General features: G+C 61.0%; 25 protein-coding genes. 17 read left to right on the forward strand and 8 right to left on the reverse strand.

The annotated features are described in order from the left end of the window. The first annotated feature begins 93 nt into the window (after positions 1-93). Positions 94-522 carry a GFA family protein gene (locus QA648_RS15965; protein ID WP_283047981.1) on the forward strand — a complete coding sequence of 143 codons (429 nt, stop codon included), beginning with the start codon at positions 94-96 and terminating at the stop codon, positions 520-522. Here the strand turns inward: QA648_RS15965 and QA648_RS15970 are convergent. The 4 genes from QA648_RS15970 to QA648_RS15985 all read right to left on the reverse strand — a co-directional run bounded on the left by QA648_RS15970 (position 519) and on the right by QA648_RS15985 (position 5445). Beyond that, positions 519-1442 (reverse strand): SMP-30/gluconolactonase/LRE family protein, encoded by a 924-nt coding sequence (locus QA648_RS15970; protein WP_283047983.1) that lies wholly within the window; start codon positions 1440-1442, stop codon positions 519-521. The two genes, QA648_RS15965 and QA648_RS15970, sit on opposite strands and share 4 nt — an antisense overlap. A gap of 270 nt (positions 1443-1712) precedes the next feature. Continuing rightward, positions 1713-4001 carry a xanthine dehydrogenase family protein molybdopterin-binding subunit gene (locus QA648_RS15975; RefSeq protein ID WP_283047985.1) on the reverse strand — a complete coding sequence of 763 codons (2289 nt, stop codon included), beginning with the start codon at positions 3999-4001 and terminating at the stop codon, positions 1713-1715. After that, the gene (locus QA648_RS15980) at positions 3998-4981 is read right to left on the reverse strand and encodes a xanthine dehydrogenase family protein subunit M (protein WP_283047986.1); all 984 of its coding nucleotides are present in this window, start codon (positions 4979-4981) and stop codon (positions 3998-4000) included. Before QA648_RS15980 ends, QA648_RS15975 begins: the two co-directional genes overlap by 4 nt. Next, positions 4978-5445: a (2Fe-2S)-binding protein gene (locus QA648_RS15985; protein ID WP_283047988.1), complete on the reverse strand. Its 468-nt coding sequence runs from the start codon at positions 5443-5445 to the stop codon at positions 4978-4980. Before QA648_RS15985 ends, QA648_RS15980 begins: the two co-directional genes overlap by 4 nt. A gap of 315 nt (positions 5446-5760) precedes the next feature. On the opposite strand from QA648_RS15985, the gene QA648_RS15990 reads away from it, so the two are divergent. Both QA648_RS15990 and QA648_RS15995 read left to right on the forward strand, forming a co-directional pair. Continuing rightward, a complete protein-coding gene (locus QA648_RS15990) occupies positions 5761-6384 on the forward strand; it encodes a TetR family transcriptional regulator (RefSeq protein ID WP_283047989.1) in 624 nt (207 codons plus the stop codon). 116 nt (positions 6385-6500) lie between these two features. Beyond that, positions 6501-6878: a DUF427 domain-containing protein gene (locus tag QA648_RS15995; protein ID WP_260303199.1), complete on the forward strand. Its 378-nt coding sequence runs from the start codon at positions 6501-6503 to the stop codon at positions 6876-6878. Here the strand turns inward: QA648_RS15995 and ugpC are convergent. From ugpC to QA648_RS16015, 4 genes are all read right to left on the reverse strand, one after another. Beyond that, positions 6875-7945 carry a sn-glycerol-3-phosphate ABC transporter ATP-binding protein UgpC gene (ugpC, locus tag QA648_RS16000; RefSeq protein WP_260303200.1) on the reverse strand — a complete coding sequence of 357 codons (1071 nt, stop codon included), beginning with the start codon at positions 7943-7945 and terminating at the stop codon, positions 6875-6877. The two genes, QA648_RS15995 and ugpC, sit on opposite strands and share 4 nt — an antisense overlap. Positions 7946-8067: 122 nt before the next feature. Beyond that, positions 8068-8916, reverse strand: coding sequence for a carbohydrate ABC transporter permease (locus tag QA648_RS16005; RefSeq protein ID WP_283047990.1), 849 nt, complete (start codon positions 8914-8916; stop codon positions 8068-8070). Continuing rightward, positions 8909-9847: a sugar ABC transporter permease gene (locus tag QA648_RS16010; protein ID WP_283047992.1), complete on the reverse strand. Its 939-nt coding sequence runs from the start codon at positions 9845-9847 to the stop codon at positions 8909-8911. Before QA648_RS16010 ends, QA648_RS16005 begins: the two co-directional genes overlap by 8 nt. 72 nt (positions 9848-9919) lie before the next feature. Further along, on the reverse strand, positions 9920-11230 hold the full coding sequence (locus tag QA648_RS16015; protein WP_283047994.1) for an extracellular solute-binding protein: 1311 nt from the start codon (positions 11228-11230) through the stop codon (positions 9920-9922). 219 nt (positions 11231-11449) lie between these two features. Here QA648_RS16015 and QA648_RS16020 point away from each other — a divergent pair, with 219 nt between their 5' ends. From QA648_RS16020 to QA648_RS16085, 14 genes are all read left to right on the forward strand, one after another. Further along, on the forward strand, positions 11450-12655 hold the full coding sequence (locus QA648_RS16020) for an ROK family transcriptional regulator (RefSeq protein ID WP_283047996.1): 1206 nt from the start codon (positions 11450-11452) through the stop codon (positions 12653-12655). A 42-nt stretch (positions 12656-12697) separates the two neighbouring features. Continuing rightward, positions 12698-13798 (forward strand): Gfo/Idh/MocA family oxidoreductase, encoded by a 1101-nt coding sequence (locus QA648_RS16025; protein ID WP_283047998.1) that lies wholly within the window; start codon positions 12698-12700, stop codon positions 13796-13798. A 24-nt stretch (positions 13799-13822) separates the two neighbouring features. Continuing rightward, positions 13823-14464, forward strand: a complete 642-nt coding sequence (locus tag QA648_RS16030; protein ID WP_104824770.1) for a ThuA domain-containing protein — start codon at positions 13823-13825, stop codon at positions 14462-14464. Between the two features lie 220 nt (positions 14465-14684). Then, entirely contained in the window at positions 14685-15728 is a 1044-nt protein-coding gene (locus tag QA648_RS16035) for a CorA family divalent cation transporter (RefSeq protein ID WP_104824771.1), read from the forward strand. A gap of 177 nt (positions 15729-15905) precedes the next feature. Further along, a complete protein-coding gene (locus tag QA648_RS16040; protein ID WP_283047999.1) occupies positions 15906-16574 on the forward strand; it encodes a GntR family transcriptional regulator in 669 nt (222 codons plus the stop codon). Between the two features lie 2 nt (positions 16575-16576). Further along, entirely contained in the window at positions 16577-17023 is a 447-nt protein-coding gene (locus QA648_RS16045; RefSeq protein ID WP_283051367.1) for an OsmC family protein, read from the forward strand. Positions 17024-17145: 122 nt separating this feature from the next. After that, complete coding sequence (locus QA648_RS16050) at positions 17146-17487, forward strand: hypothetical protein (protein WP_283048000.1); 342 nt, start codon at positions 17146-17148, stop codon at positions 17485-17487. A 471-nt stretch (positions 17488-17958) separates the two neighbouring features. Further along, positions 17959-19041 carry an ABC transporter ATP-binding protein gene (locus tag QA648_RS16055; RefSeq protein ID WP_104825265.1) on the forward strand — a complete coding sequence of 361 codons (1083 nt, stop codon included), beginning with the start codon at positions 17959-17961 and terminating at the stop codon, positions 19039-19041. Between the two features lie 15 nt (positions 19042-19056). After that, positions 19057-20127, forward strand: a complete 1071-nt coding sequence (locus QA648_RS16060; protein ID WP_283048001.1) for an ABC transporter ATP-binding protein — start codon at positions 19057-19059, stop codon at positions 20125-20127. 2 nt (positions 20128-20129) lie between these two features. Further along, positions 20130-21002: a sugar ABC transporter permease gene (locus QA648_RS16065; RefSeq protein ID WP_104824774.1), complete on the forward strand. Its 873-nt coding sequence runs from the start codon at positions 20130-20132 to the stop codon at positions 21000-21002. Further along, entirely contained in the window at positions 20999-21922 is a 924-nt protein-coding gene (locus QA648_RS16070; protein WP_199773500.1) for a carbohydrate ABC transporter permease, read from the forward strand. The genes QA648_RS16065 and QA648_RS16070 overlap by 4 nt, the downstream gene beginning before the upstream one ends. Before the next feature lie 12 nt (positions 21923-21934). Next, on the forward strand, positions 21935-22222 hold the full coding sequence (locus QA648_RS16075; RefSeq protein ID WP_104824775.1) for a DUF2160 domain-containing protein: 288 nt from the start codon (positions 21935-21937) through the stop codon (positions 22220-22222). 126 nt (positions 22223-22348) lie between these two features. Further along, the gene (locus QA648_RS16080; protein WP_283048006.1) at positions 22349-24079 is read left to right on the forward strand and encodes an ABC transporter substrate-binding protein; all 1731 of its coding nucleotides are present in this window, start codon (positions 22349-22351) and stop codon (positions 24077-24079) included. Positions 24080-24239: 160 nt separating this feature from the next. After that, positions 24240-24683: an SRPBCC family protein gene (locus QA648_RS16085; RefSeq protein ID WP_283048008.1), complete on the forward strand. Its 444-nt coding sequence runs from the start codon at positions 24240-24242 to the stop codon at positions 24681-24683. The last annotated feature ends 118 nt before the right edge of the window (positions 24684-24801 follow it).

A 24801-nucleotide genomic window follows, 5' to 3' on the forward strand; every position in this document is an offset into this window, starting at 1 on the left:
GGATGCATGCTGAACGATGCGCAGCGGGAGGGCGTCGCAGCGCTGGTTTGAAATCTCCACACGATCCCGCTTCAGAAAACGGAGGATGTTCCAATGGCTGATGCCCGATGCAGTTGCGGCGCTCTCACGCTGACGCTTTCAGAACCATCGAAATTGGTTGTCGCCTGTCATTGTCTTGACTGCCAACGCAGGACCGGCGCGCCGTTTAGCGTCGGCGCCTTTTATGCCGCCGATGCCGTCGCCATTTCCGGAACTCCAAAAGAGTTCAGCCGCGATGCGGCAAGCGGCGGGAAGGTCCACACCTACTTCTGTCCGAACTGCGGCTCAACCGTCTATTGGAAGGCCGACAGACTACCGTCGCTGATCGGCGTTGCCGTCGGCGCGTTGGCGGATCCCAAATTCCCGGCTCCCGTTATATCGGTTTTCGAGCAGTCGAAACACGATTGGGTTCAAATGGATAGCGCGGTCGAACATTTCCAACAAAGCAGTGCGGCAAAAAATTCGAACCGAGACTCCACTTAACGCAAACGATTAGCCGGCTCAGCAGGTCCGCTATTCACATAAATCGCATAGAGCGAGGTCGTGGCGGTGATGTAGAGCCGGTTGCGCTTCGGGCCGCCGAAGCAGAGGTTCGATATGACTTCGGGAACGAGAATGCGGCCGATCAATGTGCCATCCGGCGCGTAAACCCGGACGGAATCGCCGCTGGAGGCAAAGATGTTGCCATGGCGATCGACCCGGAAACCGTCGAACATGCCGACTTCGCAGGTGGCGAAGACCCGCCCCTCGCTGAGACTGCGCCTGTCCGGATTGACGGAGTAGGCCGTGATTGTCCGCGGCAGGCCGGGCACATGCGAACCACCGGTATCGGAGACGTAGAGCACGCTTTCATCCGGCGAAAAGGCAAGGCCGTTCGGCTTGACGCGGTCGCTGGCGACCAGCGTCACCGTTCCGTCCGCCGGATCGATGCGGTAGACATTCGATGCGTTGATTTCCGATGGTGCGGCAAAGCCCTCATAATCACTGTCGATCCCATAGGTCGGATCGGTGAACCAGACCGAGCCATCCGACTTCACGACGACGTCGTTCGGCGAATTCAGCCGTTTGCCGTCGAAATGTTCGGCGAGCGACCGCCACACGCCGTCATGATCAAGCCGGCTGACACGGCGGCGGCCGTGCTCGCAGGCGACGATCCGGCCCTCGAAATCGAGCGTATGGCCATTGTGATAACCAACGGGGCTCTCGAAGACGCCGGCTGCGCCCGTCGCCTCGTCATAACGCAGGATTCGGTCGTTCGGTATATCGGACCACACGACATGGCGTGCGGCCGGTACATAGACGGGTCCCTCGGTCCAACGCCCGCCCGTCCAAAGCTGCTCCAATTTTGCAGAACCATTGATCAGCGCCTTGAAGCGCTGATCGAGAATATCATACTGGCTCATGATGCTCCGCCCTGTTCCTCACAGCCAGCCAACCTCCGGACCGGCCTCCCGTAGTCGGAAACCAATCTAGAGACAGCAATCATCGGCTGTCAAAAACAAGCTGCGGACATGACACGCTTTTTACCGGCGTCTTTTTCGTTGCTGGAAGATCTATCCTGCCAGCTCCATCGTCCCCGCTCTCCGCAATGCGGGAAAGGGCTAGGGTGAGTGGCCGGGCAGGCGAGCGCGGCGAAACCACGCTTGCCCGACCATCCCCAAATCCCTCAAAAATTACAGCAGCTTCTCCAACGTAATCGGCAGATCGCGTATCCGTTTGCCCGTCGCGTGGAAAACCGCATTGGCAATCGCCGGCGCAACGCCGACGATCCCCAGTTCGCCGACCGCTTTGCCGCCGAGCACGGAGGCATGCGGATCGGGGATGCCGACGGAAATCACTTCGATGTCGGGAATATCGGCATTGGTCGGCACGAGATAGTCGCCGAGGTTGTTGTTGATGACGCGCGCGTAGCGCTCATCGACAATGCCCTCTTCAAGCAGCGCCTGGCCGATGCCCATGATAATGCCGCCCTTCCACTGGCTTTCGGCGAGCTTCGGATTGTAGAGCCGGCCGGAATCGAGCGCCGAAACGACGCGCGAGACGCGCACTGTGCCGAAATCCTCGTCGACACGCACTTCGATGAAGTGCGCGCACCAGCTATGCATCGAATAGTCGCCCTCCGTGGGCGACAGCATGGTCGCGATGGTCGAGAAGTTGCGATAATGATCCGCCTTGCTCTGCTTGTCTTCCGGCAGGGTATTGCGCAGCACCTCGATCTTGTCGCGGCCGATCTGCCGCAACAGATCGGCAATAGCGATGCCATTACCGCCGTCGCGTGGCGGCAGAATGCGGCCTTCCGAAACGATCAGCGTATTGGCCTGCAGATCTCGGAACGGCGAGTTGGGATCGTTGATCGCCACACCCACCAGCTCTTCACGGGCGGCGACCGCCGCCTTGTAGACGGCGCCGGTCATCAGGTTTGCAAGCTGCGAACCGCCCGCGACGGGCGCGCGTGGCAGGGCGGAATCGCCGAGCTTGACGCGGATCTGTTCGATCGGAATGCCGAGCGTTTCGGCCGCCGTCTGCGCCAGGATCGTATAGGTACCCTGCCCCATGTCGATGCCGCTGCTCGCCACCTCCGCCGAGCCGTCGGCGAGGATGCGCACCAGCGCTTCGCCCGGCGTGCGGCGCACCGGATAGGTGCCGGCGCCCACCCCCCAGCCGATCAGATGCTTGCCGTCCCGCATGGAGCGCGGCGCATGCGAGCGCTTCGCCCAGCCGAACGCCTTGGCACCGGCCTCGAAAGCCTCGCGCAATTGCCTTGTCGACCAGGGCTTATCCGTCTCCTGATCGCGCTCGGCATAGTTCTTCAGCCGAATTTCCAGCGGGTCCATGCCGAGTTGGTAGGCGAGCTCGTCGATGGCGCTTTCGATGCCCCAGGCGCTGGGATTTTCGCCGGGCGCGCGCAATGCGCCGGGCTTTACCGTATTCACCCGCACGATGTTCTGCCGCGACGAGAGATTGGGCGTCGCATACATGAGCGAGGTGACGACACCCAACGGCTCGACCGCCACGTCACCCACCGAAGTCTCGTTGGCGCTCCCGTGAACGATGGAGAGAAGCTTGCCGTCCTTGGTCGCGCCAAGTGCGATCGTCTGGCGCGTGCCGGGCCGGCCGCCGAAAGATGTGAAGGTCTGCGGCCGGGTGATGACCAGCTTCACCGGACGGCCGAGCAGCTTTGCCGCCATGACACCAACAGCCCCATGCGGCAAGGCCAGCGCCTTGGAGCCGAAGCCGCCGCCGATATAGGGCGAGATCATCCGCACATTCTCGAATGGGATACCGAACCATTCGGCATAGGTGCGCGCCATGCCGTCGATCCACTGGCTCGGCTCCCAGAGGGTCAGCATGTCACCGTCCCACTTGGCGATCAGCCCATGCGGCTCGATCGGCACGTTGTATTCCCGGGGTGTCCTGTATTCGGCTTCGATCTTGACCGGAGCTGCGGCCAGGGCGGCTGCGGCATCGCCCCATTCCCTGGTCATCGGATCGATCGGAAAACCCTCGCCGCCCTTTGGATCATCGAGGCTGAAGATAGCCGGGGTCTCCTCGTAGGTCACCTTGACCAGTGCCGCCGCCGCTGTCGCCTGCTCAAAAGTTTCAGCGACGACGACGGCGACATGCTGGCCGCTATAGGTAATGTCCGTGACAAGCGCCCGATACGGGCCTTCCGGACCAGGGGTGTCGAGCCAGGTGGTCGGCGAGTTCAGGTCCGGCATCGTATCCGGCGTCAGCACCAGCAGCACGCCCGGTGCTTTCTCCGCCGCCGATATATCCATGCCGACGATGCGGCCGGCGGCGATCGTGCTTTGCACCATCACCGCATGGGTCAGCCCTTCAAGATCGTGCTCGACGGCATAGTCGGCCTCGCCCTTGATCTTCGCCGTTCCGTCAAGGCGCGACAGTCGTCCGCCGAGCGCGCCGTCGGCGGCGCTGTGTTTTCTGGTTTCCATGATGGTCATGCCAATTCTCCCATCGTCAGGATGGCACGCTCGACGACACGCGGCGCAAGCGTAATCTTGTAATGATTGGCACCGTGATAGACGGCACCTTTGACGGCGAGCAGGCTGGCACGCTTCACAGCCGCGGCATCGAGCACCTGCCCCTTCAATGCTTCTTCGACAGCGCGAGCGCGCCACGGTTTGGTGGCGACACCGCCGAGTGCCACCCTGATATCACGGATCGTCCGGCCGTCCGCCTCCAGTTCGAGCCCGACCGCGGCGCTGGCGGCGGCGAACTCATAGGACTGCCGGTCGCGCACCTTGAGGTAGGTCGAACGGCGTGCGGCCGCGGATGTCGGAATGGTGATCGCCGTGATCATCTCGCCCGGCTCGATCGCATGTTCCCGATCGGGCGTCGTTCCCGGCAAAAGGAAGAAATCGTCAATCGCGACTTGGCGGCTGCCGAGATGCACGACGGCATCGAAAGCCACCAGAGCGACCGCCAGATCGCCGGGATTGGTAGCGATACAGGCCTCGCTGGTGCCGAGAACGGCATGATTACGCGTGACGCCGCCGATTGCCGAACAGCCGGAACCGGGTGCGCGCTTGTTGCAGGCGGAAAAGGTCGCCGGATCGCGGAAATAGGGACAGCGTGTACGCTGCATCAAATTGCCGCCGATCGTCGCCATGTTGCGGATCTGCGCCGAGGCGGCAAGCGACAGCGCCTGCGAAACGGCCGGGAATTGCGCCTTGATATTGGCATCGTCGGCGACCCGGCTCATCCTGGCGAGCACCCCGATCGTTATGGTCCGATCGGTGAGAGAAATGGTATCGAGGCCGGCAAGGTGGCTGATATCCACCACCGTCTCGGGCTCGGCAACGCCGCATTTGGCGAGATCGAGCAGCGTCGTGCCGCCGGCAAGCAGCATGGTGGCGGAAGAGGCCGCGGCCTGCCGGGCTTCATCGACGGAACCGGCGCGGAGATAGGAAAACGCTTTCATCGGCTGGCCTCCGCTGCTTCGCGCACGGCGGCGACGATGTGCGGATAGGCGCCGCAACGACAGAGATTGCCGGCCATGTATTCGCGGATTTCGTCATCCGAGCCGGCATGGCCCTCACGGATGCAGGCAACGGCGGACATGATCTGTCCCGGCGTGCAATAACCGCACTGGAAAGCGTCATGCTCCAGAAAAGCGGCCTGGACCGGGTGCAGATCGCCGTTTTCCGCCGCCAACCCTTCGATCGTCGTGATCTTGCGGCCCTCAGCCTGGGCGGCCAGCGTCAGACAGGAGAGCACACGTTCGCCGTCGACATGAACGGTGCAGGCGCCGCATTGGCCCTGGTCGCAGCCTTTCTTGGTGCCGGTCAGACAGAGATGCTCGCGAAGGGCATCGAGAAGCGTGACACGCGGATCGAGCGAAAGCTCGTGCTCGCGTCCGTTGATATCGAGATGGACAATAGTCATCAGGTCACTCCCTGTTCGGGTCATCATCTTGCAATCATCAGGATCTGCCGGTCATGACATCCGCTCTTGATGTCGGCCCGACCGGCGCCAGGTAATCAGGCGACAGCGCTTTCGCCGGCGCGTGCGGTTGTGGTGGGACGCCCGAGGGGAGGCTGCGCTTTCACCGTCCTTGATCCTCCGATCAGACGGCAATGGCGTCCCGGCCCTTAATGCGGTAACAATCCTTCGGTACTCCAGAATAAACGGAGGCGCCTCCGTTTATTAACTTAGAGACTTGTCTGGTATCGTCAAGTCGCAATCCGCATGGAGCAAAAATTGGCTTCGAAGCCATCGCCAGGGCTCAAAGACGAAACGCCGCCAGACGCAAAAACCCTGCGTGCGGATGCGCGTCGCAATCGCGACAAGCTCATCGAAGCCGCGGCGCAAGCCTTCGCCAGCCACGGCACCGCTGCCTCGCTCGAAGACATTGCGCGGCGCGCCGGTGTCGGCGTCGGAACGCTCTACCGTCATTTTCCAACCCGCGAACATCTGGTCGAAGTCGTCTATCGCCATGAAGTTGAGGTGCTCTGCAACGCGGCCGAAGAGCTTTCGCGCGAGCGTGCGCCGGATCAGGCGCTGGAGGAATGGATGCACCGTTTCGTCGGCTATATCGCCACCAAGCGCGGCATGGCCGACAGCCTGCGCATCCTGCTCAACAGCAATTCCGAACTCTTCGCCGACAGCTACGGCATGGTGCCGATCGCGCTCCGCGGCCTGATCGAACGGGCCGTCGCCGACGGCTCGATCCGCGCGGATGTCGACAGCACCGACGTGCTGCATGCGCTGTCCGGCACCTATTCCATGCCCACTTCACCGGAATGGCACGACCGCTCCCGCCGCCTCGTCCGCCTGCTGATGGACGGCCTGCGCTGGGGTGCACCGAAAATGCGGGCGCCGTAGGGCCTGATAATCGGTGGGGCACTTCCTATATGCTTTTGAGCTGAGATCGTCAGGCGAGTTTCTTGCTGCGGCAGAGCCAAACTCCCTTAACATTCACCAAAGCTGAGGAAAGCAAAATGTCCGAAAAGCTGGTCAAGATTCCCGGTCCCGATCATCCGATCACGATCGAGAACAAGCGTGCCCATGTCACCGTCTCCGTCGCCGGCAAGGTTATTGCCGATACGCGTGAGGCGCTGTCCCTGAAGGAAGCCTCCTATCCCGCGGTCATTTATGTGCCGCGCAAAGATATCGACATGTCCGCGCTCAAGAGGACCGACCATGCCACTTACTGTCCCTATAAGGGCGATTGCTCCTATTACAGCATCCCCGTCGGCGGCGAGCGCTCGGTGAATGCGGTCTGGACCTACGAAAATCCGCGCGCCGCCGTCAGCCAGATCAAGGATTACATGGCCTTCTACCCGGATCGGGTGGATGCCATAACGGTCGATGTCTAAAGCGCCATCCCGCTTCCGCTGTCGAAAACATAGACCTGATCGGCATTGACGTTGACCTTCAATTGCTCGCCATAGCGAACCGGAGCCTCACCGTCGACGACGGCCGTCACTTGCTCGCCGGCCAGATCGAACAGCACATGGGTCTGCGCGCCCGTCGGTTCGACCAGCAAGGTCTGGCCGGTGAGCGGCGAGCCGCTGCCCGTCAGGCTGAGATGTTCCGGCCGTAGGCCGATCTTCACGCTCTGACCGGACTTCACTCTGCGCTCGCCTGCGATGCGAACCTGCGTGCCGTCTGTGAGCCGCACCGACGGTGAGCCGTCAACACCATTCACCATGCCATCGAGAAAATTCATCGCAGGCGAGCCGATGAAGCCGGCGACGAAGAGATTGGCCGGCTGGCGATAAAGCTCGATCGGCGTCCCCTGCTGCTCGATCCGCCCTTGGTTCAGCACGACGATGCGGTCCGCGAGCGTCATCGCTTCGATCTGGTCGTGGGTGACATAGATCGACGTGGTCTGCACCTTCTGATGCAGTGCCTTGATCTCCGAGCGCATCTGCACGCGCAGTTTTGCGTCGAGGTTCGACAAGGGCTCGTCGAACAGGAAGACGGCGGGATTGCGCACCACGGCGCGGCCCATGGCGACACGCTGGCGCTGGCCGCCGGAGAGCTGCGCCGGCTTGCGGTCGAGCAGCTTGGTGAGGTCGAGCATGCGCGCCGCCTCGTTGACCCGCTGCTCGATCACCGGCTTGGGCTGGCCCGAGAGCTTCAGGTTGAAGCCCATATTCTCGGCCACCGTCATGTGCGGATAGAGCGCGTAGGACTGGAAGACCATGGCGATGTTGCGCTCGCGCGGCGTCATGCTGTTGACCACCTGCCCGCCAATCGAAACGTCGCCATCGGTGATTTCCTCGAGCCCGGCGATCATCCGCAGCAGCGTGGACTTACCGCAGCCGGAAGGGCCGACGAGTGCGATGAACTCGCCATCATCGATCGCCAGCGAGATATCGTGGATGACTGGAAGCGCCCCGTAGGCCTTGTGGATGTTATGCAGTTCGACGGATGCCATGTTGTTTGCTCCGATGAGAGCAATTCCAGGAAAAGTGCATAGCGGTTTTCCGTCCGGAATTGCTGGAAAACAAAGAAATAGAGCGGTTCAGAGTTTCCGTGAAAAGCTGAACCGCTCTAGGCTCAGGATTTCACGGCACCGGCGGTGAGACCCGCGATGATGTGTTTCTGCGCCAGGAAGAAGACGATGATGGTGGGCATGATGGTGAGCGTGATGAAGGCGAGCACCAGTTCCCATTCCGTGCCGAATTCGCCGCTATAGACCATCATGCCGAGCGGCCAGGGATAGATTGAATCCGAATTCAGCATGATCAGCGGCAGGATATAGCTGTTCCAACTGCCGACGAAGGAGATGATGCTGACGGTGGCGACGATCGGCCGGGAGAGCGGCAGCGAGATATGCCAGAAGAAGCGGATATAGCCGCAACCATCGACGAAAGCCGCCTGGAACAATTCTTCCGGAAGGTTGCGAAAATAGTTTCTAAAGAGAAGAATACTCATACCGAGGCCGAAAGCCACCTGCGGCAGCACCACGCCCCAATAAGTATTGAGCAGGCCGAGATCGCGGATGCGGATGAACAGCGGCAGGATGGCGGTCGCCGCCGGGAACATCAGGCCGATCAGGAAATAATTCAGCAGGAAGTTCGAGCCGAAGAACTTCACATGCGCAAAGGCGAAGGCTGCCATGGCCGAGACTGTGACCGTCAGGAACACGGTCAGGGTGGCGATGATCAGCGAATTCATCATCTGCCGCCAATAGCGATCGCCGAAGAGGATGCCGGTATAGTTCTCGAAATGCCACTCGACCGGCAGGCCGAAGGGATTGGTTCGGAGATCGCCGAGCGACTTGAAACCGCCGAGCGCCGTGGTCAACAGCGGAATCAGCACGATGGCGGCGATGATGGTCAGCGACACGTAGAGATAGATCTTCGTGCCGGTGGTCATGCGAACGGATGAGGCCATATCAGTCATTGCGCATAAATATCCGTTTGTAGCCGAAGGCGAGGGTGACGCAGATCACGAACAGCACCACGCCGACGGCGCTGCCGAGGCCGACTTGCATGCGGGTGACGCCGAAATTGTAGAGGAAGGTCACCATCGTCTGGGTCGAGTTGAACGGTCCGCCGCCGGTGAGCGGCATGATCAGATCGAAAAGCTGCAGCGAGCCGACGACGGCGAAGAAGACGGACAGGCGCAGTGTCGAGCCGAGCAGCGGCAGGGTGACGTAGCGGAATTTCTGCCAGCCGGTGGCGCCGTCAATCTCGGCGGCTTCCAGCACGCTTTTGTCGAGGGATTGCAGGCCGGCGATGAACAGCATCATGTGGAAGCCGAAATATTTCCACACGATCACCGCCAGCACCGCATACATCGCCAGATCCTTATCGGCGAGCACGTAAGGGGTGGCGGTGCCGAGAAAATGCGAGATCGCGGCAAACAGGCCGTAGTCTCCGTCATAGACGAAGCGCCAGATCAAGCCCGCTGCCACTTCCGCCAGCACATAGGGCAGGAAGAAGATCAGCCGGTAGAGCACGACGCCGCGAATGCGGTTTGCCAGCATCGTCGCAAGCCATATGGCAAGCGGCACCTGGAGGGCGATCGAGACCAGGATGATCAGCGCATTGTTCTTCAGCGAGGTCAGGAAGGCGCCGTTCTTGAACAGAACCTGGAAGTTGCGCAGCCCTATGAATTCCGTCGGCGGGCCGTAGCCGTTCCATTTGTAAAGGCTGTACCAGGCGGCCTCTCCCATCGGCAGGATGACGAAGATGGTGAAAAGCAGCAGCGCCGGTGGCAGAAACAGCAGGATGACGGGCATGCGGCCGCGTGCGGCCGGCGATTTTCGGCGCGCTGCGGGTTTCGCTCTGGCGATGGTCGGTATGGCGGTCGTTGCGCTGACATCGGTCATGGGCGGTCTCGACAATTGCAGTTCAAAGAAAAACCGGCGCCGGCACAAGGGAGAGGCCGGCGCCGGATGGTGCTAGAGCTGGTCCTGCTCGAAGGCGTCCTGGACCTGCTGCGCGCCATCCTTCGGTGCGATCTGGCCCGAGACGATGCCGACCGAGATGTCGTTGACGACGCGGCCGACGGAGGGGCCGAGATCCTGGTCGAAGAAGTTCTGGTGCCAGGTCGAATGCGCCAGTTGGTCGGCCGAGGCGTGCATCAACGGGCTCTTGACGCCGTCTTCCACGCCGACGGCGACCGGGATGATCATGCCGGCCTGCGCCATGGTGCGTTCGCTCTCGGCATTGGTCAGATAGGCCAGGAAATCGAGGGTTTCAGGCGGGGCCTTCTTGGTCACGGCCCAGCCGTTCAGACCGCCGAGCGTATCGGTCGGAAGACCGGCGCCACCGGTAACCGCCGGGAAGGCGAAGCGGCCGATATTGTCGTCGGCGAGACCCTTGCCGTCGCCGGCATTGGTGCGCTGGTTGGCGGCGGTGTTTTCGAAGCCAAGGATCATCGCGGCCTTGCCGTCGCCGAAGACGCCGAGCGCCTGCGGCCAGGTGGTGCCGAGATAGCCGGGCTGGAACGGCTCGAGCTTGCCGAGTTCGGCAAGCTGCTCGCCGGCCTTGATGATCGCCGGATCATTGAAGCCATTGCCCTCGCCGCTCTTGGCCGCGGAAAAGACCTTCTGGCCGCCGTCACGCATCACCAGATAGCTCCAATAGAAATGGATCGGCCACTTCTCGCCGCCGCCGCCGGCAATCGGCACGATACCGGCCGCTTTGATCTTCTTGACGGCGGCCAGATAGTCGTCCCAGCTCTTGATAGCATTGGCATCGACGCCGGCCTTGGCGAAGAGCGCCTTGTTATAGAAGAAGGAAACGGTGCCTAGCTTGTAAGGCACGGCACTGATCTTATTGTCGAAGGTCAGGCCTTTCACTGCCGCAGGATTATAGCTCTTCACCCAGGCGCCATCCTTGGCGTTCATCGCCGCGGTCAGGTCCATCAGCGTGCCGGTTGCCTGCTGCTGCTTCAACACACCACCGCCCCAACTAAAGAAGAAATCGGGAGCGTCCTTCGATTGCAGCAGCGTCGGCAGCTTGGCCTTGAAGGCTTCGTTCGCCAGGAACTGCATTTCGATCTTCACGCCCGGATGCTGGGCTTCATATTGATCGGCGATCTTGCGCCAGACGGCGATGTAGTTCGGATCGAGCTCCAGGTGCAGCCACTTGACGACCGTATCCGCCGCAGCGCTCGTGGCGCCTGCAAGCATGACAAGCCCCGTGGCAGCGGCGATCGCAGCAACACGCGCACCGCGAAGGGCCTTCGCCCCGCGTTCATACAGCATGATTTTCTCCTCCCAAGGGAACAAGAGCCTCAATAATTTTTCCCTTATGCGGATTAATTCAGCGGAGCTTAGCTGAAATGTCAACCACCATTGCTAAATTTTCGGCGAAGTGACTGGGAAACGGCTTGACATCAGGCCATAAGCATAGGTTATTTAATTCGTATCCCGTCAAAAATATCAGGCCGCAGCCGAGCGGATTCGTCATTCGGCACCATTCACATGAAAACAGCAGACCCCGAGCTTATGCGGGCAATCAACCGCTTCAACGTGCTGGATACGATCCGGCGGGCGGGTTCGATCGCGCGTATCGAAATCAGCGAGCGCACCCAGCTTTCGACCACGACCGTATCGGCGATCACCGCTTCGCTGCTCGATGACGGCCTGATCCTGGCGCGCACCGAAGGCGATCTGCGTGAAGCCGCCGCCCGTGGGCGGCCGCGCGTCATGCTGGAGCTCAATCCGGACGCCGCCCGCGTCGTCGGCGCAAAAATCGCCGCGAACCGCATGGTCTTCGTCGTCGCCGATTTCCGCGGCGAAGTGCAGTCGACGCTGACGCTCGCCCTTCGCGTCGACCGGCAGCCGATCAGCGTCATCGCCGACCTGATCGAGGACGGGGTGCGCCGCTGCGTCGTCGATGCCAATCTCGCGCTCGATGAAATCGATTCGGTCTGCCTCGGCCTGCCCGGCGTCATCGAACACCGCACCGGCCATGTGCGCTCTAGCCCGATTTTCCGCGAGAGCGGCGTCGATTTCGCCAGGGAAATGTCGGAGCGGCTGGGTGTTACCACCATCGTCGAAAGCGATGCCCATGCGATCACGCTGGCGCATCATTGGTTCGGCGAGGCGAGAGATCTTGACGACATGGTGCTGGTGTCGCTGGAACAGACGCTTGGCCTCGGCGTGCTGCATGGCGGCCAATTGTTTCGCGGCGCCGGCGGCTTGAGTCATAATCTCGGCGACCTCACGCTCGGCATCGGGCCGCAGGGCACGGTCAGGCTTGCGAGCCTGGCGGGCGAAAGCGCGATCCTCGGCGACCAGCCGAGCGGCGGCCGCTTTGCCGAAGCCATCCGCCTCGGCCGCGGCATGGCGCATGCCAAAACGTTGATTGCCGCCGAAGACAACGCGCTGATCAGCGCGGCGATCCGCGCCGGCGAAGCCTGCGGCATGGCGCTAGCCAATATCGTCACGCTGTTTGCGCCGCCGCGCGTTATTCTCGTCGGCTCGAGCCTCGCGCTCGGCCAGCCCTTCCTCGACAGCCTGAGAGAGGCCTATTCGCTGGCAATCCCGCCATCGATCAAGGGCGTGACCGAACTCGTCTTCGACCAATCGACGGACGAAACCTGGGCTCAGGGCGCAGCCGTTGTGGCGCTGCGCGAACTCTACGAATCTCCTTGGGGAACGACAGGGCCGGCACCGGCGCTCTGACCCCGCAAGGCATGCACGAACACTTCATTCGGAGGAAGCTTTATGGAAAAGGTCGGCATTGGCATCATCGGCTGCGGAAACATTTCCGGCGCCTATCTCACCGCGATGAAATCGTTCCCCATTCTCGACATCAAAGGAGTGGCCGACCTCAACCGCGAACTCGCCGAAGCCAAAGCCGCCGAATTTGGTCTGAAGGCCGTCGATGTCGCGGCCCTGTTTGCCGATCCCACGATCGAGATCATCGTCAACCTGACCATTCCGAAAGCACATGTCGCCGTCGGTCTGCAAGCGCTTGACGCCGGTAAGCACACCTATTCGGAAAAGCCGCTCGGCATTAACTTCGCGGAGGGCAAGAAGCTTGCGGATGCCGCGGCCGCCAAGGGCCTGCGCATCGGCGCTGCCCCGGACACCTTCCTCGGCGGCGGCCACCAGACGGCGCGCGCGATCATCGACGAAGGCGCGATCGGCATCCCGGTCGGCGGCACCGCCACCTTCATGTGCCCCGGCCACGAGCGCTGGCATCCGAATCCGGCTTTCTATTATGAAGTCGGTGGCGGCCCGATGCTCGACATGGGACCTTACTACATCACCGACCTCGTCAACCTGCTCGGCCCCGTCTCCCAGGTCGCCGGCTTTGCCGTGGCGCCACGCAAGGAGCGCATCATCACCAGCGAGCCGCGCAACGGCGAGCGCATCCCCGTGCATGTCGCCACCCATGTTGCCGGCGTCATGGCCTTCGCCAACGGCGCGGTCGTGCAGATCGGCATGAGCTTTGACGTTGCCGGCCACAAGCATGTGCCACTCGAAGTCTATGGGACCGAAGGCACGCTGATCGTGCCTGATCCGAACCGTTTCGGCGGCCCGGTCGAATATCTCAAGAAAGGCGGCCAGTTCGAGGAACGCGAAGTCGCGGCCCCCTATGCCGACGGCAACTACCGTTCGCTCGGCGTCGCCGATCTGGCGCATGCCATCCGTTCCAACCGGCCGCACCGCGCCGATGGCAGCCTCGCGCTGCATGTGCTCGAAGTCATGGAAGCCTTCCAGACGGCCTCTGACACCGGCCGCACGATCGCCATCACGACGCAAACAGAGCGCCCGGCCCCTCTGTCCGAATCTCTGGTCGATGGACAGATCGGCCGCTAACGACACAGTTTCAGGAGGAATATCATGCGCGAAGCACTTATCGTCTGGGGCGGCTGGAGCGGTCACGAACCGCAGGAATGCGCCCATATCATCCGCGACGTGCTGGAAGAGGATGGCTTTAAGGTCTACCTCGAAAACAGCACCGAAGCCTTTGCCGACCCGTCGATCCATGACCTCAGCCTGGTCGTGCCGATCGTCACCATGTCGAAGATCGAGAAGGAAGAGGTGAAGAACCTCGCCGCCGCGATCGAAAGCGGCGTCGGCATCGCCGGCTATCACGGCGGCGCAGGCGACAGCTTCCGGGAATGCGTCGAGTATCAGTTCATTATCGGCGGCCAGTGGGTCGCCCATCCCGGCAACATCATCGACTACACGGTCAACATCACAAAATCGGATGACCCGATCATGGAGGGGATCACCGATTTCCCCTACACATCCGAGCAATATTACATGCATGTCGACCCGTCGAACGAGGTGCTGGCAACCACGACATTTACCGGCGATCATGCCTATTGGATCGACGGCGTCGTCATGCCGGTCGCCTGGAAGCGCAAATACGGCAAGGGCCGCGTCTTCTATTCCTCACTCGGCCACCAGGCCAAGGAATTCAACGTGCCGCAGATGAAAACCATCTTCCGCCGCGGCGCCAACTGGGCCGCGCGTTGAGAGCACCTGCCTCTATCTGATTTCCAAGCAAGAATTGCCCCTCACACAACCCTCTCCCGGCACGCGGGACAGGGCGGCCGCCCTTCGACAAGCTCACGAGCCGGATGAGGGGCTTCTCCGTACCTCCACCTTGCCACCTTGACCCGAACTGATAAAATATCGCCGGCACGCCACAAACGCTTGTGCTGCTTGCGCTTTTTTTGCTGTCGGGGGAGGACGGATGGACCAAGGCGCCACGGATGCACCCAACACGTCGACGGTCAGCTACGGCACCGAACCGGGTTTGCGTTTCGCTTCCCAGCTCGACGGACGTGGCGGCTGCAAGCAGCTCTGCATGGAAGAGCTCAGCGAGTGGAAGCATGGGCAGGGTGTGACTTGGCTACATCTCGAGCGCGACCATCCTGCCGCAGCCGACTGGGTCATGCATAAAAGCGGCTTCGACCCCTTCGTCATCGAAGCCCTGCTGGAGGAGGATTCGCGCCCTCGCGTCGAACCGGTGGGCGACGGGCTGTTGATCATCCTGCGCGGCGTCTGCGCGACATCGCCGGACGGCGCGACGCAGAAACCCGCCGATATCGACCTTGTGCCCCTGCATCTCTGGGTCGATGGCGAGCGCATCGTTTCGCTCCGCGACAGCGGCCACTACATTACGGCGCTGCGCGATATCCGTCTGTCGTTGGAAAAGAAAAAAGGGCCGCAGCGCACCGGCGACCTGCTCGCCTTGATCGGCGACAAGCTGGTGCGCGACCTCGAACCCGTGCTCGACGCCATGGATGAAGAGGTGGACGAACTCGACGAACTGATCTTTCACGGCGAAGCCGGCCAAGTGCGCGAGCGCCTGAAACTGCTGCGCCGGCGAGCCGTGCAGCTTCGCCGTTATCTGGCGCCGCAACGTGATGCCCTAAACCGCATCGAGCATGACGATGCGCCCTGGCTTGCCGAGCGCGACAAGCTGCGCATGCGCGAAGTGATCGACAAGCTGATGCGCTACATCGAATATCTCGACGCCATCCGCGACCGCACCAGCATCCTGCACGACGACTTGTCGACCGTCATCAGCGAGCGCATCGCCCGCAATTCCAACCGCCTTGCCGCCCTCGCAGCCCTGCTTTTGCCGCCGAGCGTTGTGGCCGGCCTCTTCGGCATGAATGTCGGTGGCATCCCCGGCGTCAACGACACCTGGGCCTTCGTTATCATCGTCGTCTTCGTAACGATCACCTCGATCGCGACCCTCTGGGTGCTGAAGCGTATCAACTGGCTTTAGGCCACTCTGGTCCTGCCGGTCAGCGCGCCGAGCCGCCGTCGACGACAGGACAATCCTTCCAGCACCCGCACCAGCACAGCATATGCACGATCCCCGGGATCACCGCCGGTCATCGACACGCCGCGCCTCGCCCCCGCCCTGCGACGAACGCGGCTGGGATCGCCTCCTGATTAAGGCTTGACCAATTTCGGGAAAGAGCATTACTTTGGATCCATGGATCCAAAGTCTATTTTCAGCGAGCTGCGGGACGAGATTGAGTCAGGTGAATTGGCACCAGGCTCCGTTCTCAAGCAGGAATCGATCGCCGAGCGTTTCGGGGTCAGCCGCCAGCCCGTCAGGCAGGCCTTGGACCGCTTACTCGGGAGTGGCTTGGTCGTGCGGCGTCCGGATCGAAGTCTGGCGGTAGCGATCCTCTCGGAACGTGAGGCAAGTGAACTTACCGAGCTTCGGGCTATTCTGGAGGTCGCCGCCTTGAAGCAGTCGGTGCCGTTGCTTTTGCCTTCCGCCTTGCGGAAGGCCGAAAGGCTCAACGATGAGCTATTCGCAGAGTACGATCCGGTGCGGATTGAAGAGCTCGACCAGCAGTTTCACCTGACCCTGTATAGCGAGTGCGAAAATACGCGATTGCTGAGAACCATAGCAACGCTTCGACGAGAATCTCTGCGGGCATGCCTTCATCAAAAGCGTGGCGCCCAGGAGCGCATTGATTTTTTCGAGGAACACGCCGCGATCGTTGCCGCTTGTGCCAGGGGAGATGTCGACGCTGCCGCGCAGCATCTTCGCCACCATCTCACTCAAACGACTGCAAGACTTCTTTCCATGCCGACAAAGGATGATCTGATATGAAGATGACCGTCGAGGTACACTGGGAGCGCGAAGGAGCAGTCTTCACCGACAAGCGTTACAGCCGCGCGCACATCTGGCGCTTTGACGGCGGCCAAGTCGTGCCAGCGTCGGCTTCGCCGCATATCGTTCCGCTTCCTTATTCCGTGGAAGCCAATGTCGATCCAGAGGAGGCCTATATCGCGGCGATTTCCAGTTGCCACATGCTGACCTTTCTCTCGCTCGCGGCGCTCAAGCGGATCGTCGTCGAGAGCTATACCGACAAGGCGATCGGCGTGATGGAAAAGGTCGACGGAAAATTGATCGTCAGCCGCGTTGAGCTCAATCCGACCATCGTCTATGCCGGGGAACCGCCAACCGCCGCAATGCAAGCAGAACTGCACCACCTGGCGCATGAACAGTGCTTCATTGCCAATTCCGTCAAGACGGAAATCCAGGTCGCCGCCGCTTGAGGTATCCATTCCGCCAAGGCGATTGATCGGAGGATGTTTCGGACAGGCTTGCGGGTTTCGAGGCCGATCTGCATTTTATTCGCCCCGCACGGCACAGCCAACGGCCTGCTCGAGTAGGCCGCGTGATCCAGGTTTCGGCCACGCTTCCGGCAAACTTTATTGCTTTCGAATACGCGACAGGCGATCCCGACTGGTGGCATGACATTGCCGAAGGCCTGTCGGAGGTGATCGTCAAGAACGGTTTCATCGATGTCATCGATCGCCCCGGCATGGTCGTCGATCTTAATCCGGAAAAGGCCAGGCGCTATCTTGCCGAGGACGATCGCGACTTTTTCGCCAGATTCTTCGGCCCTATTCGTGCGGTAAAGCCAGGTCTGCGGTACAAAATCGCCGCCTCGGCTTTCTGTATTCGGGGTGACTTTCAGCCATTTTCAGTGTCGCCTAAACAGTTATGCTGCGGATGAAGGCGCATCCCCTGATGTCGGTTTCGGCCGGAAATTGCGACCCGCCCAATTTTCGTTTGACATTCCTTTATCTTCATTTATCGTCATTCTAGTTTCGGTTTTCGCATGAGGGGTAGAAATCGAAACGAGGGGAGAGGTAATTGTCCAGAGCTCAAATCGACGTCACGGATGTCATTGGTCGCTGCGTGAGCCGCAGTCCGGTCGAGCGCGTCTGCCGCGTTCCGAACCGTGCTCGCCTCGGTTTGCGTCATCGCGAATCCCTCGCATCCGGATCGACGCAATTTACTTCTCCACAACCATCCCGCCGCCGCTCCCGAATCTGTCGAAGGAACGGGGCATTCGGACAGTAAAGGCATAAACGATCGCGGCGGGTTTATATCCTCCAGATCGCTACCCAATGGGCAACAAAACAGGCCTTACGGCCAGCAATCCGTCGCAGCGTCCCCATACGATGCATGGAAGGAGCATATGGTGCTTGAACTCAGAAACGTGTCGAAGGCGGTCGGCGGCGAAACGCACATTGCCGAAACGAACCTGACGCTGCAGCGCGGCACGCTGAATGTCCTCCTCGGACCGACGCTTTCAGGCAAGACGTCGCTGATGCGGCTGATGGCCGGGCTGGACAAGCCGACTTCGGGCACGATCCACGTCGACGGCGCCGATGTCACGGGCGTGCCCGTGCAGCGCCGCAACGTCGCCATGGTCTACCAGCAATTCATCAACTATCCCGCCATGACCGTTTACGACAATATCGCATCGCCGATGCGCCTCGGCGGCATCGATGCGGCGACGATCGACCGCGAAGTGAAGAAAGCCGCTGATCTTCTGCGGCTCGGCCCCTTCCTCGATCGCCTGCCGCTCAGCCTCTCCGGCGGCCAGCAGCAGCGCACCGCGCTTGCCCGCGCCATCGTCAAGAATGCAGGCCTTGTGCTGCTCGACGAGCCGCTCGCCAATCTCGACTATAAACTGCGCGAAGAGCTGCGTGCAGAACTGCCGAAAATCTTCGCCGAATCCGGCGCCATCTTTGTTTACGCCACGACCGAACCCTCGGAAGCGCTGCTTTTGGGCGGCAATACGGCGACCCTGTCGGAAGGCAAGATCACCCAGTTCGGACCGACCATCGATGTCTTCCGCAGGCCGAAGGACTTGATCACCGCCGTCACCTTCGCCGATCCGCCGCTGAACACCATCTCGCTCGACAAGCGCGGCAATCTCTTCGTGCTGAACGGCGATATGAGCCTGCCCGTACCGCCGGGCCTAGAAAGCCAGCCGGACGGCCCCTACACCATCGCCTTCCAGCCGCACCATCTGGCGCTGAAGCCGCAGACCTCCGAAGCGGTCGCAGCGCCGGCAAGGGTGATGGTGACCGAGATCACCGGTTCGGAAAGCTTCATCCACATCGATTTCGCCGATCGGCGCTGGGTTATGCTGATCCAGGGCGTCGAGGACATCGATGTCGACGACTCAATCGATGTCTACATCGACCCGCGCCACATCATGGTGTTCGACACCAACGGCGCCGCCGTCACACCCGCCCTGCAACGGGCTGCCTGAGGAGAGACAGGGCCAATGGCACGCATCGACCTGGACCATATAAGACACGCCTATAACGACCACCCCAAATCCGATGCGGATTATGCGCTGAAGGAAGTTCATCATAGCTGGGAGGACGGCAGCGCCTATGCTTTGCTCGGACCGTCCGGCTGCGGCAAGACCACCCTTCTCAACATCGTTTCCGGCCTTGTGCGCGCCTCGGAAGGCCGCATCCTCTTCGACGGCAAGGACGTGACCAAACTGTCGACGCAGGAGCGCAACATTGCCCAGGTCTTCCAGTTTCCGGTCGTCTACGACACGATGACGGTTTATGAAAACCTCGCTTTCCCCTTGCGCAACCGACACGTTCCGGAAGCCGAAGTGAAGCGCAAGGTCGATGAGATCATCGAGATGATCGGTCTCTCCGATAGCGCCCATCGCAAGGCGCGGGGATTGACGGCCGATGCCAAGCAGAAAATCTCTCTCGGCCGCGGCCTGGTGCGCTCCGATGTCAGCGCCATCCTGTTTGACGAACCGCTGACGGTCATCGACCCACATATGAAATGGGTGCTACGCTCGCAGTTGAAGCAGCTCCACCGCCGCTTCGGCTTCACCATGGTCTATGTCACCCACGATCAGACGGAGGCGCTGACTTTCGCCGACAAGGTCGTGGTGATGTATAACGGCGAGGTGGTGCAGATCGGCACGCCGAACGATCTCTTCGAGCGGCCGCGCCACACCTTCGTCGGCTATTTCATCGGCTCACCGGGCATGAACGTCATGCCCGTGCAGATCGAGGGCCGCAACGCCCGTCTCGCCGGCAGCACCGTCGCGCTGCCGGGCGCCCCCATCAATGGACAGGGCGGCAAGACCGAACTCGGCATCCGCCCGGAATTCGTCCGCCTCGGCCGCGAGGGCATGCCGGCGACCGTGACCAAGGTCGAGGACCTCGGCCGCCGCAAGGTGGTGCGCGCCAGACTGGAAGGCCAGGAGATCACCGCAATCATCGGTGAGGACCAGACCGTGCCGGCCGAACCGCACATCGCCTTCGATCCCGCCGGCATCAATATCTACGCCAACTCCTGGCGCGTCGAGATAGGAGCCTGATCATGGACAAGACCTGGAACAACAAAGCCTGGTTCATGCTCATTCCCGTACTGCTGCTGGTCGGCTTCTCGGCCGTCATCCCGCTGATGACGGTGGTGAACTATTCGGTGCAGGACACCTTCGGCAACAACGTCTTCTTCTGGGCGGGAACACAGTGGTTTGAGGAGATCCTTCATTCCAGCCGCTTCTGGGATTCGATGCTCCGCAACCTGATCTTCTCCTTCGTCATCCTGGCGATCGAGGTGCCGCTCGGCATCTTCATCGCTCTCAACATGCCGAAGAAGGGTATCGGCGTTCCGGTTTGCCTGGTCTTGATGGCACTGCCGCTGCTGATCCCGTGGAATGTCGTCGGGACGATTTGGCAGGTGTTCGGCCGCAGCGATATCGGCCTGATGGGCTACGTCCTCGTCGGCCTCGGCATCGACTACAACTACGTCTCCGATCCGGCCGATGCCTGGGCAACGATTATCATCATGGATGTCTGGCACTGGACCAGCCTCGTCGTGCTGCTCTGCTATGCCGGCCTCGCCTCCATTCCCGATGCCTTCTACCAGGCCGCCAAGATCGACGGCGCCTCGCGCTGGTCCGTCTTCCGCTACATCCAGCTCCCGAAGATGAACCGCGTGCTTTTGATCGCCGTGCTCCTGCGCTTCATGGACAGTTTCATGATCTATACCGAACCTTTCGTCGTCACCGGCGGCGGCCCCGGCAATTCGACGACCTTCCTGTCGATCGATCTCGTCAAGATGGCCCTTGGCCAGTTCGATCTCGGCCCGGCAGCGGCAATGTCGCTGATCTACTTCCTGATCGTGCTTCTGCTGTCCTGGGTCTTCTACACCGTCATGACCAATTATGATGCGGGAGAGACGCGATGAGCGGCAAACCTCTTACGACCTCCGCAGGCGATAACACGATGAACAAGATAGCGGCTTCCAGCCCCGTCGCCGGTGTTACCGCGACGACCGGCACGCAGCCGGTGAGCCGACATAAGGAGGAGGGTCGCTGGTCCTGGGTGGTGCCGACGCTCTACATCATCTTCCTGCTGCTGCCGATCTACTGGCTCGTCAACATGAGCTTCAAGACCAATGAGGAGATCGTCAGCGGGTTGACGCTCTATCCGCATCAGCCGACGCTGCGCAATTACACGATCATCTTCACCGATCCGTCCTGGTATAAGGGCTATATCAACTCCATCACCTATGTCGTCATGAACATGGTGATCTCGGTTGCCTGCGCGCTGCCCGCAGCTTACGCCTTCTCGCGCTACCGCTTCCTCGGCGACAAGCACGTCTTCTTCTGGCTGCTGACCAACCGCATGGCGCCGCCGGCGGTCTTCGCGCTGCCCTTCTTCCAGCTCTATTCGGCCTTCGGCCTGATCGACACTCATATCGCGGTAGCCCTGGCGCACTGCCTGTTCAACGTGCCGCTGGCGGTCTGGATCCTTGAAGGTTTCATGTCCGGCGTGCCGAAGGAGATCGACGAGACGGCCTATATCGACGGCTATTCGTTCCCGCGCTTCTTCATCAAGATCTTCATTCCCTTGATCGCAAGCGGCATCGGTGTCGCCGCCTTCTTCTGCTTCATGTTCTCCTGGGTGGAACTGCTGATCGCCCGCACGCTGACCACGACCGACGCCAAGCCGATTGCCGCCATCATGACGCGCACGGTCTCGGCCGCCGGCATGGACTGGGGCCTGCTTGCCGCCGCCGGCGTGCTGACGCTGATCCCCGGCGCGCTCGTCATCTATTTCGTCCGCAATTACATCGCCAAGGGCTTCGCGCTCGGTCGCGTCTAAGAGGAAACCGCCATGAATACCGATTTCTCCTGGATGGCCTGGACGCTGCCGACGGTCCTGTTTTTCGTGACCATCCTGCTGCTTCTGCTCGGCATGGCCATTTGGGAATATTTTTCGCCCGGCGGCAATCCGCGCGTCGGCATCCTGCATTTTGAAACAACGCGCGGCGACCGGCTGTTCGTCTCGCTGCTCGGCGCTGCCTTCATTCATATTGCGTGGTTGGGCCTGGGAGGGCCGAACCTGTGGTGGGCGGTCGCCATTTCTGTCGTCTACGCGATCGGCGTTTTCCGTCTGGTCTAGCGCGGTTTCAAGGAGTTACCGCGCCCTTTGCCCGTCTCGGACACATGGCGCAGTAAGATAAGTCGATACGGATGGCTGGGGGTCTGGCCGTCTGACAATACACTCGCAACCTGTAGGGAGGAATATATGCGACGGCATCTCTTAACAACGACGGCAGTCGTGATGCTGGCTTTGGCCGGATCGGCTAATGCCGGCATGAACGAAGCCAAGGCATTTCTGGACAAGGAGATCGGCGATCTCTCGACGCTCTCGCGCGCCGACCAGGAAAAGGAAATGCAATGGTTCGTCGATGCGGCCAAGCCTTTCCAGGGCATGGAAATCAAGGTCGTTTCGGAAACCCTGACGACCCACCAGTATGAATCGCAGGTCCTGGCACCGGCCTTCACCGCCATCACCGGCATCAAGGTTACGCACGACGTCATCCAGGAAGGCGACGTCGTCGAAAAGATCCAGACGCAGATGCAGACCGGCCAGAACCTCTATGACGGCTGGGTCAACGATTCGGACCTGATCGGTACCCATTGGCGCTATAAGCAGGTGCGCAACCTGACCGACTGGATGGCGGGCGAAGGCAAGGACGTCACCAACCCCAATCTCGACATCGCCGACTTCATCGGCACCAGCTTCACCACCGCTCCGGACAAGAAGCTTTATCAGCTCCCCGACCAGCAGTTCGCCAACCTCTATTGGTTCCGCTACGACTGGTTCAACGACCCGAAGAACAAGGCCGATTTCAAGGCTAAATACGGCTATGATCTCGGCGTGCCGGTCAACTGGTCGGCCTATGAGGATATCGCCCAGTTCTTCACCGGCCGTGACGTCGGCGGCAAGAAAGTCTTCGGCCATATGGACTACGGCAAGAAGGACCCGTCGCTCGGCTGGCGCTTCACCGACGCCTGGCTTTCCATGGCCGGCAATGGCGACAAGGGCCTGCCGAACGGTCTGCCCGTCGACGAATGGGGTATCAAGGTCGACGCCGGCTCACGTCCGGTCGGCTCCTGCGTCGCGCGCGGCGGCGACACCAACGGCCCGGCAGCCGTCTATTCGATCCAGAAGTATCTCGATTGGCTGAAGGCTTACGCTCCGCCGGAAGCACAGGGCATGACCTTCTCCGAATCCGGCCCGGTTCCGGCACAGGGCAATATCGCCCAGCAGATCTTCTGGTACACGGCCTTTACCGCCGACATGGTCAAGCCGGGCTTGCCGGTCATGAACGCGGACGGCACGCCGAAATGGCGCATGGCTCCTTCACCGCACGGCGTATACTGGAAGGACGGCATGAAGCTCGGCTATCAGGACGTGGGTTCCTGGACGCTGATGAAGTCCACGCCGGTCGATCGCGCCAAGGCTGCCTGGCTCTACGCGCAGTTCGTGACGTCGAAGACCATAGACGTGAAGAAGAGCCAGATCGGTCTCACCTTCATTCGCGAATCCACCATCCGCGACAAGAGCTTCACCAAGCGCGCGCCTGAACTCGGCGGTCTGATCGAGTTCTACCGCTCGCCGGCCCGTGTTCAGTGGTCGCCCACCGGCACCAACGTTCCGGACTATCCGAAGCTGGCACAGCTTTGGTGGCAGGCCATCGGCGATGCCGCATCCGGCGCGAAGGACGCACAGGGCGCCATGGATGCACTGTGCGCCGATCAGGAAAAGGTGCTTCAGCGCCTCGAGCGTGCAGGCGTGCAGGGCGACATCGGCCCGAAGCTCGCCGAAGAGCATGATCTGAACTATTGGAACGCCGATGCCGTCAAGAATGGCCATCTCGCTCCGCAGTTGAAGATCGCGAACGAGAAGGAAAAGCCGGTCACCGTCAACTACGACGAACTGGTCAAGAGCTGGGCTGACGCAGCAAAGTAAGCCCGACCTTTCATGCGGCAGGAATGCCGGGGCTCGAAAGAGCTCCGGCATTTTTTGTTATGAATAATTTATTTGAAGAGAATATCGATCCAATGTCGGATTGCTGAAGTATCGTTCGTCCTAAGGTCGTCCAATTCGTCAATTCAGAAGGATCATAACCATGCCGAACACCATACGTTTGCATCGCGTCCTGGCAACCAGCCCGGAAAAGGTCTATCGCGCATTCATCGAGGCGGACGCGCTCGCCAAGTGGCTTCCGCCCAACGGCTTTGTATGCACCGTGCATCATCTGGAAGCGACAGTCGGCGGCACGTTCAGAATGTCCTTCCGCAACTTTACGACCGGCAAAAGCCACGCCTTTGGTGGCGAATATGTCGAGCTGATCCCCGGCGAGCTGGTGCGCTACACCGACAAGTTCGACGACCCCAACCTGCCGGGCGAAATGGCAGTGACCGTGACGTTGAAGAAGGTCCTGGTCGGAACGGAAGTAAACATAACCCAGGCAGGCGTGCCCGACGTCATTCCGCCTGAAGCCTGCTATCTCGGCTGGCAGGAATCACTGCGCAATCTGGCAAAGCTCGTCGAACCCGATATCAACGAATAACGCATCGGGATCGAGGCAAGATCGATCGGAATCGGATCGCGTTGACGATCTTCGCGATTCGGTGATGCATCCAGACCTGCCAATCCGAACGTCTCCCTCCGAGTGGGGGAGATGTTCC

The organism is Rhizobium sp. CB3171, assembly GCF_029714265.1.
GTDB lineage: Bacteria > Pseudomonadota > Alphaproteobacteria > Rhizobiales > Rhizobiaceae > Rhizobium.

Coding starts and splice junctions, on each gene's coding strand:
- QA648_RS15965 (WP_283047981.1), top strand. CDS start 94: ATGGCTGATGCCCGATGCAGTTGCGGCGCTCTCACGCTGACGCTTTCA.
- QA648_RS15970 (WP_283047983.1), bottom strand. CDS start 1,442: ATGAGCCAGTATGATATTCTCGATCAGCGCTTCAAGGCGCTGATCAAT.
- QA648_RS15975 (WP_283047985.1), bottom strand. CDS start 4,001: ATGACCATCATGGAAACCAGAAAACACAGCGCCGCCGACGGCGCGCTC.
- QA648_RS15980 (WP_283047986.1), bottom strand. CDS start 4,981: ATGAAAGCGTTTTCCTATCTCCGCGCCGGTTCCGTCGATGAAGCCCGG.
- QA648_RS15985 (WP_283047988.1), bottom strand. CDS start 5,445: ATGACTATTGTCCATCTCGATATCAACGGACGCGAGCACGAGCTTTCG.
- QA648_RS15995 (WP_260303199.1), top strand. CDS start 6,501: ATGTCCGAAAAGCTGGTCAAGATTCCCGGTCCCGATCATCCGATCACG.
- ugpC (WP_260303200.1), bottom strand. CDS start 7,945: ATGGCATCCGTCGAACTGCATAACATCCACAAGGCCTACGGGGCGCTT.
- QA648_RS16005 (WP_283047990.1), bottom strand. CDS start 8,916: ATGACTGATATGGCCTCATCCGTTCGCATGACCACCGGCACGAAGATC.
- QA648_RS16010 (WP_283047992.1), bottom strand. CDS start 9,847: ATGACCGATGTCAGCGCAACGACCGCCATACCGACCATCGCCAGAGCG.
- QA648_RS16015 (WP_283047994.1), bottom strand. CDS start 11,230: ATGCTGTATGAACGCGGGGCGAAGGCCCTTCGCGGTGCGCGTGTTGCT.
- QA648_RS16020 (WP_283047996.1), top strand. CDS start 11,450: ATGAAAACAGCAGACCCCGAGCTTATGCGGGCAATCAACCGCTTCAAC.
- QA648_RS16025 (WP_283047998.1), top strand. CDS start 12,698: ATGGAAAAGGTCGGCATTGGCATCATCGGCTGCGGAAACATTTCCGGC.
- QA648_RS16030 (WP_104824770.1), top strand. CDS start 13,823: ATGCGCGAAGCACTTATCGTCTGGGGCGGCTGGAGCGGTCACGAACCG.
- QA648_RS16035 (WP_104824771.1), top strand. CDS start 14,685: ATGGACCAAGGCGCCACGGATGCACCCAACACGTCGACGGTCAGCTAC.
- QA648_RS16045 (WP_283051367.1), top strand. CDS start 16,577: ATGACCGTCGAGGTACACTGGGAGCGCGAAGGAGCAGTCTTCACCGAC.
- QA648_RS16060 (WP_283048001.1), top strand. CDS start 19,057: ATGGCACGCATCGACCTGGACCATATAAGACACGCCTATAACGACCAC.
- QA648_RS16065 (WP_104824774.1), top strand. CDS start 20,130: ATGGACAAGACCTGGAACAACAAAGCCTGGTTCATGCTCATTCCCGTA.
- QA648_RS16070 (WP_199773500.1), top strand. CDS start 20,999: ATGAGCGGCAAACCTCTTACGACCTCCGCAGGCGATAACACGATGAAC.
- QA648_RS16075 (WP_104824775.1), top strand. CDS start 21,935: ATGAATACCGATTTCTCCTGGATGGCCTGGACGCTGCCGACGGTCCTG.
- QA648_RS16080 (WP_283048006.1), top strand. CDS start 22,349: ATGCGACGGCATCTCTTAACAACGACGGCAGTCGTGATGCTGGCTTTG.
- QA648_RS16085 (WP_283048008.1), top strand. CDS start 24,240: ATGCCGAACACCATACGTTTGCATCGCGTCCTGGCAACCAGCCCGGAA.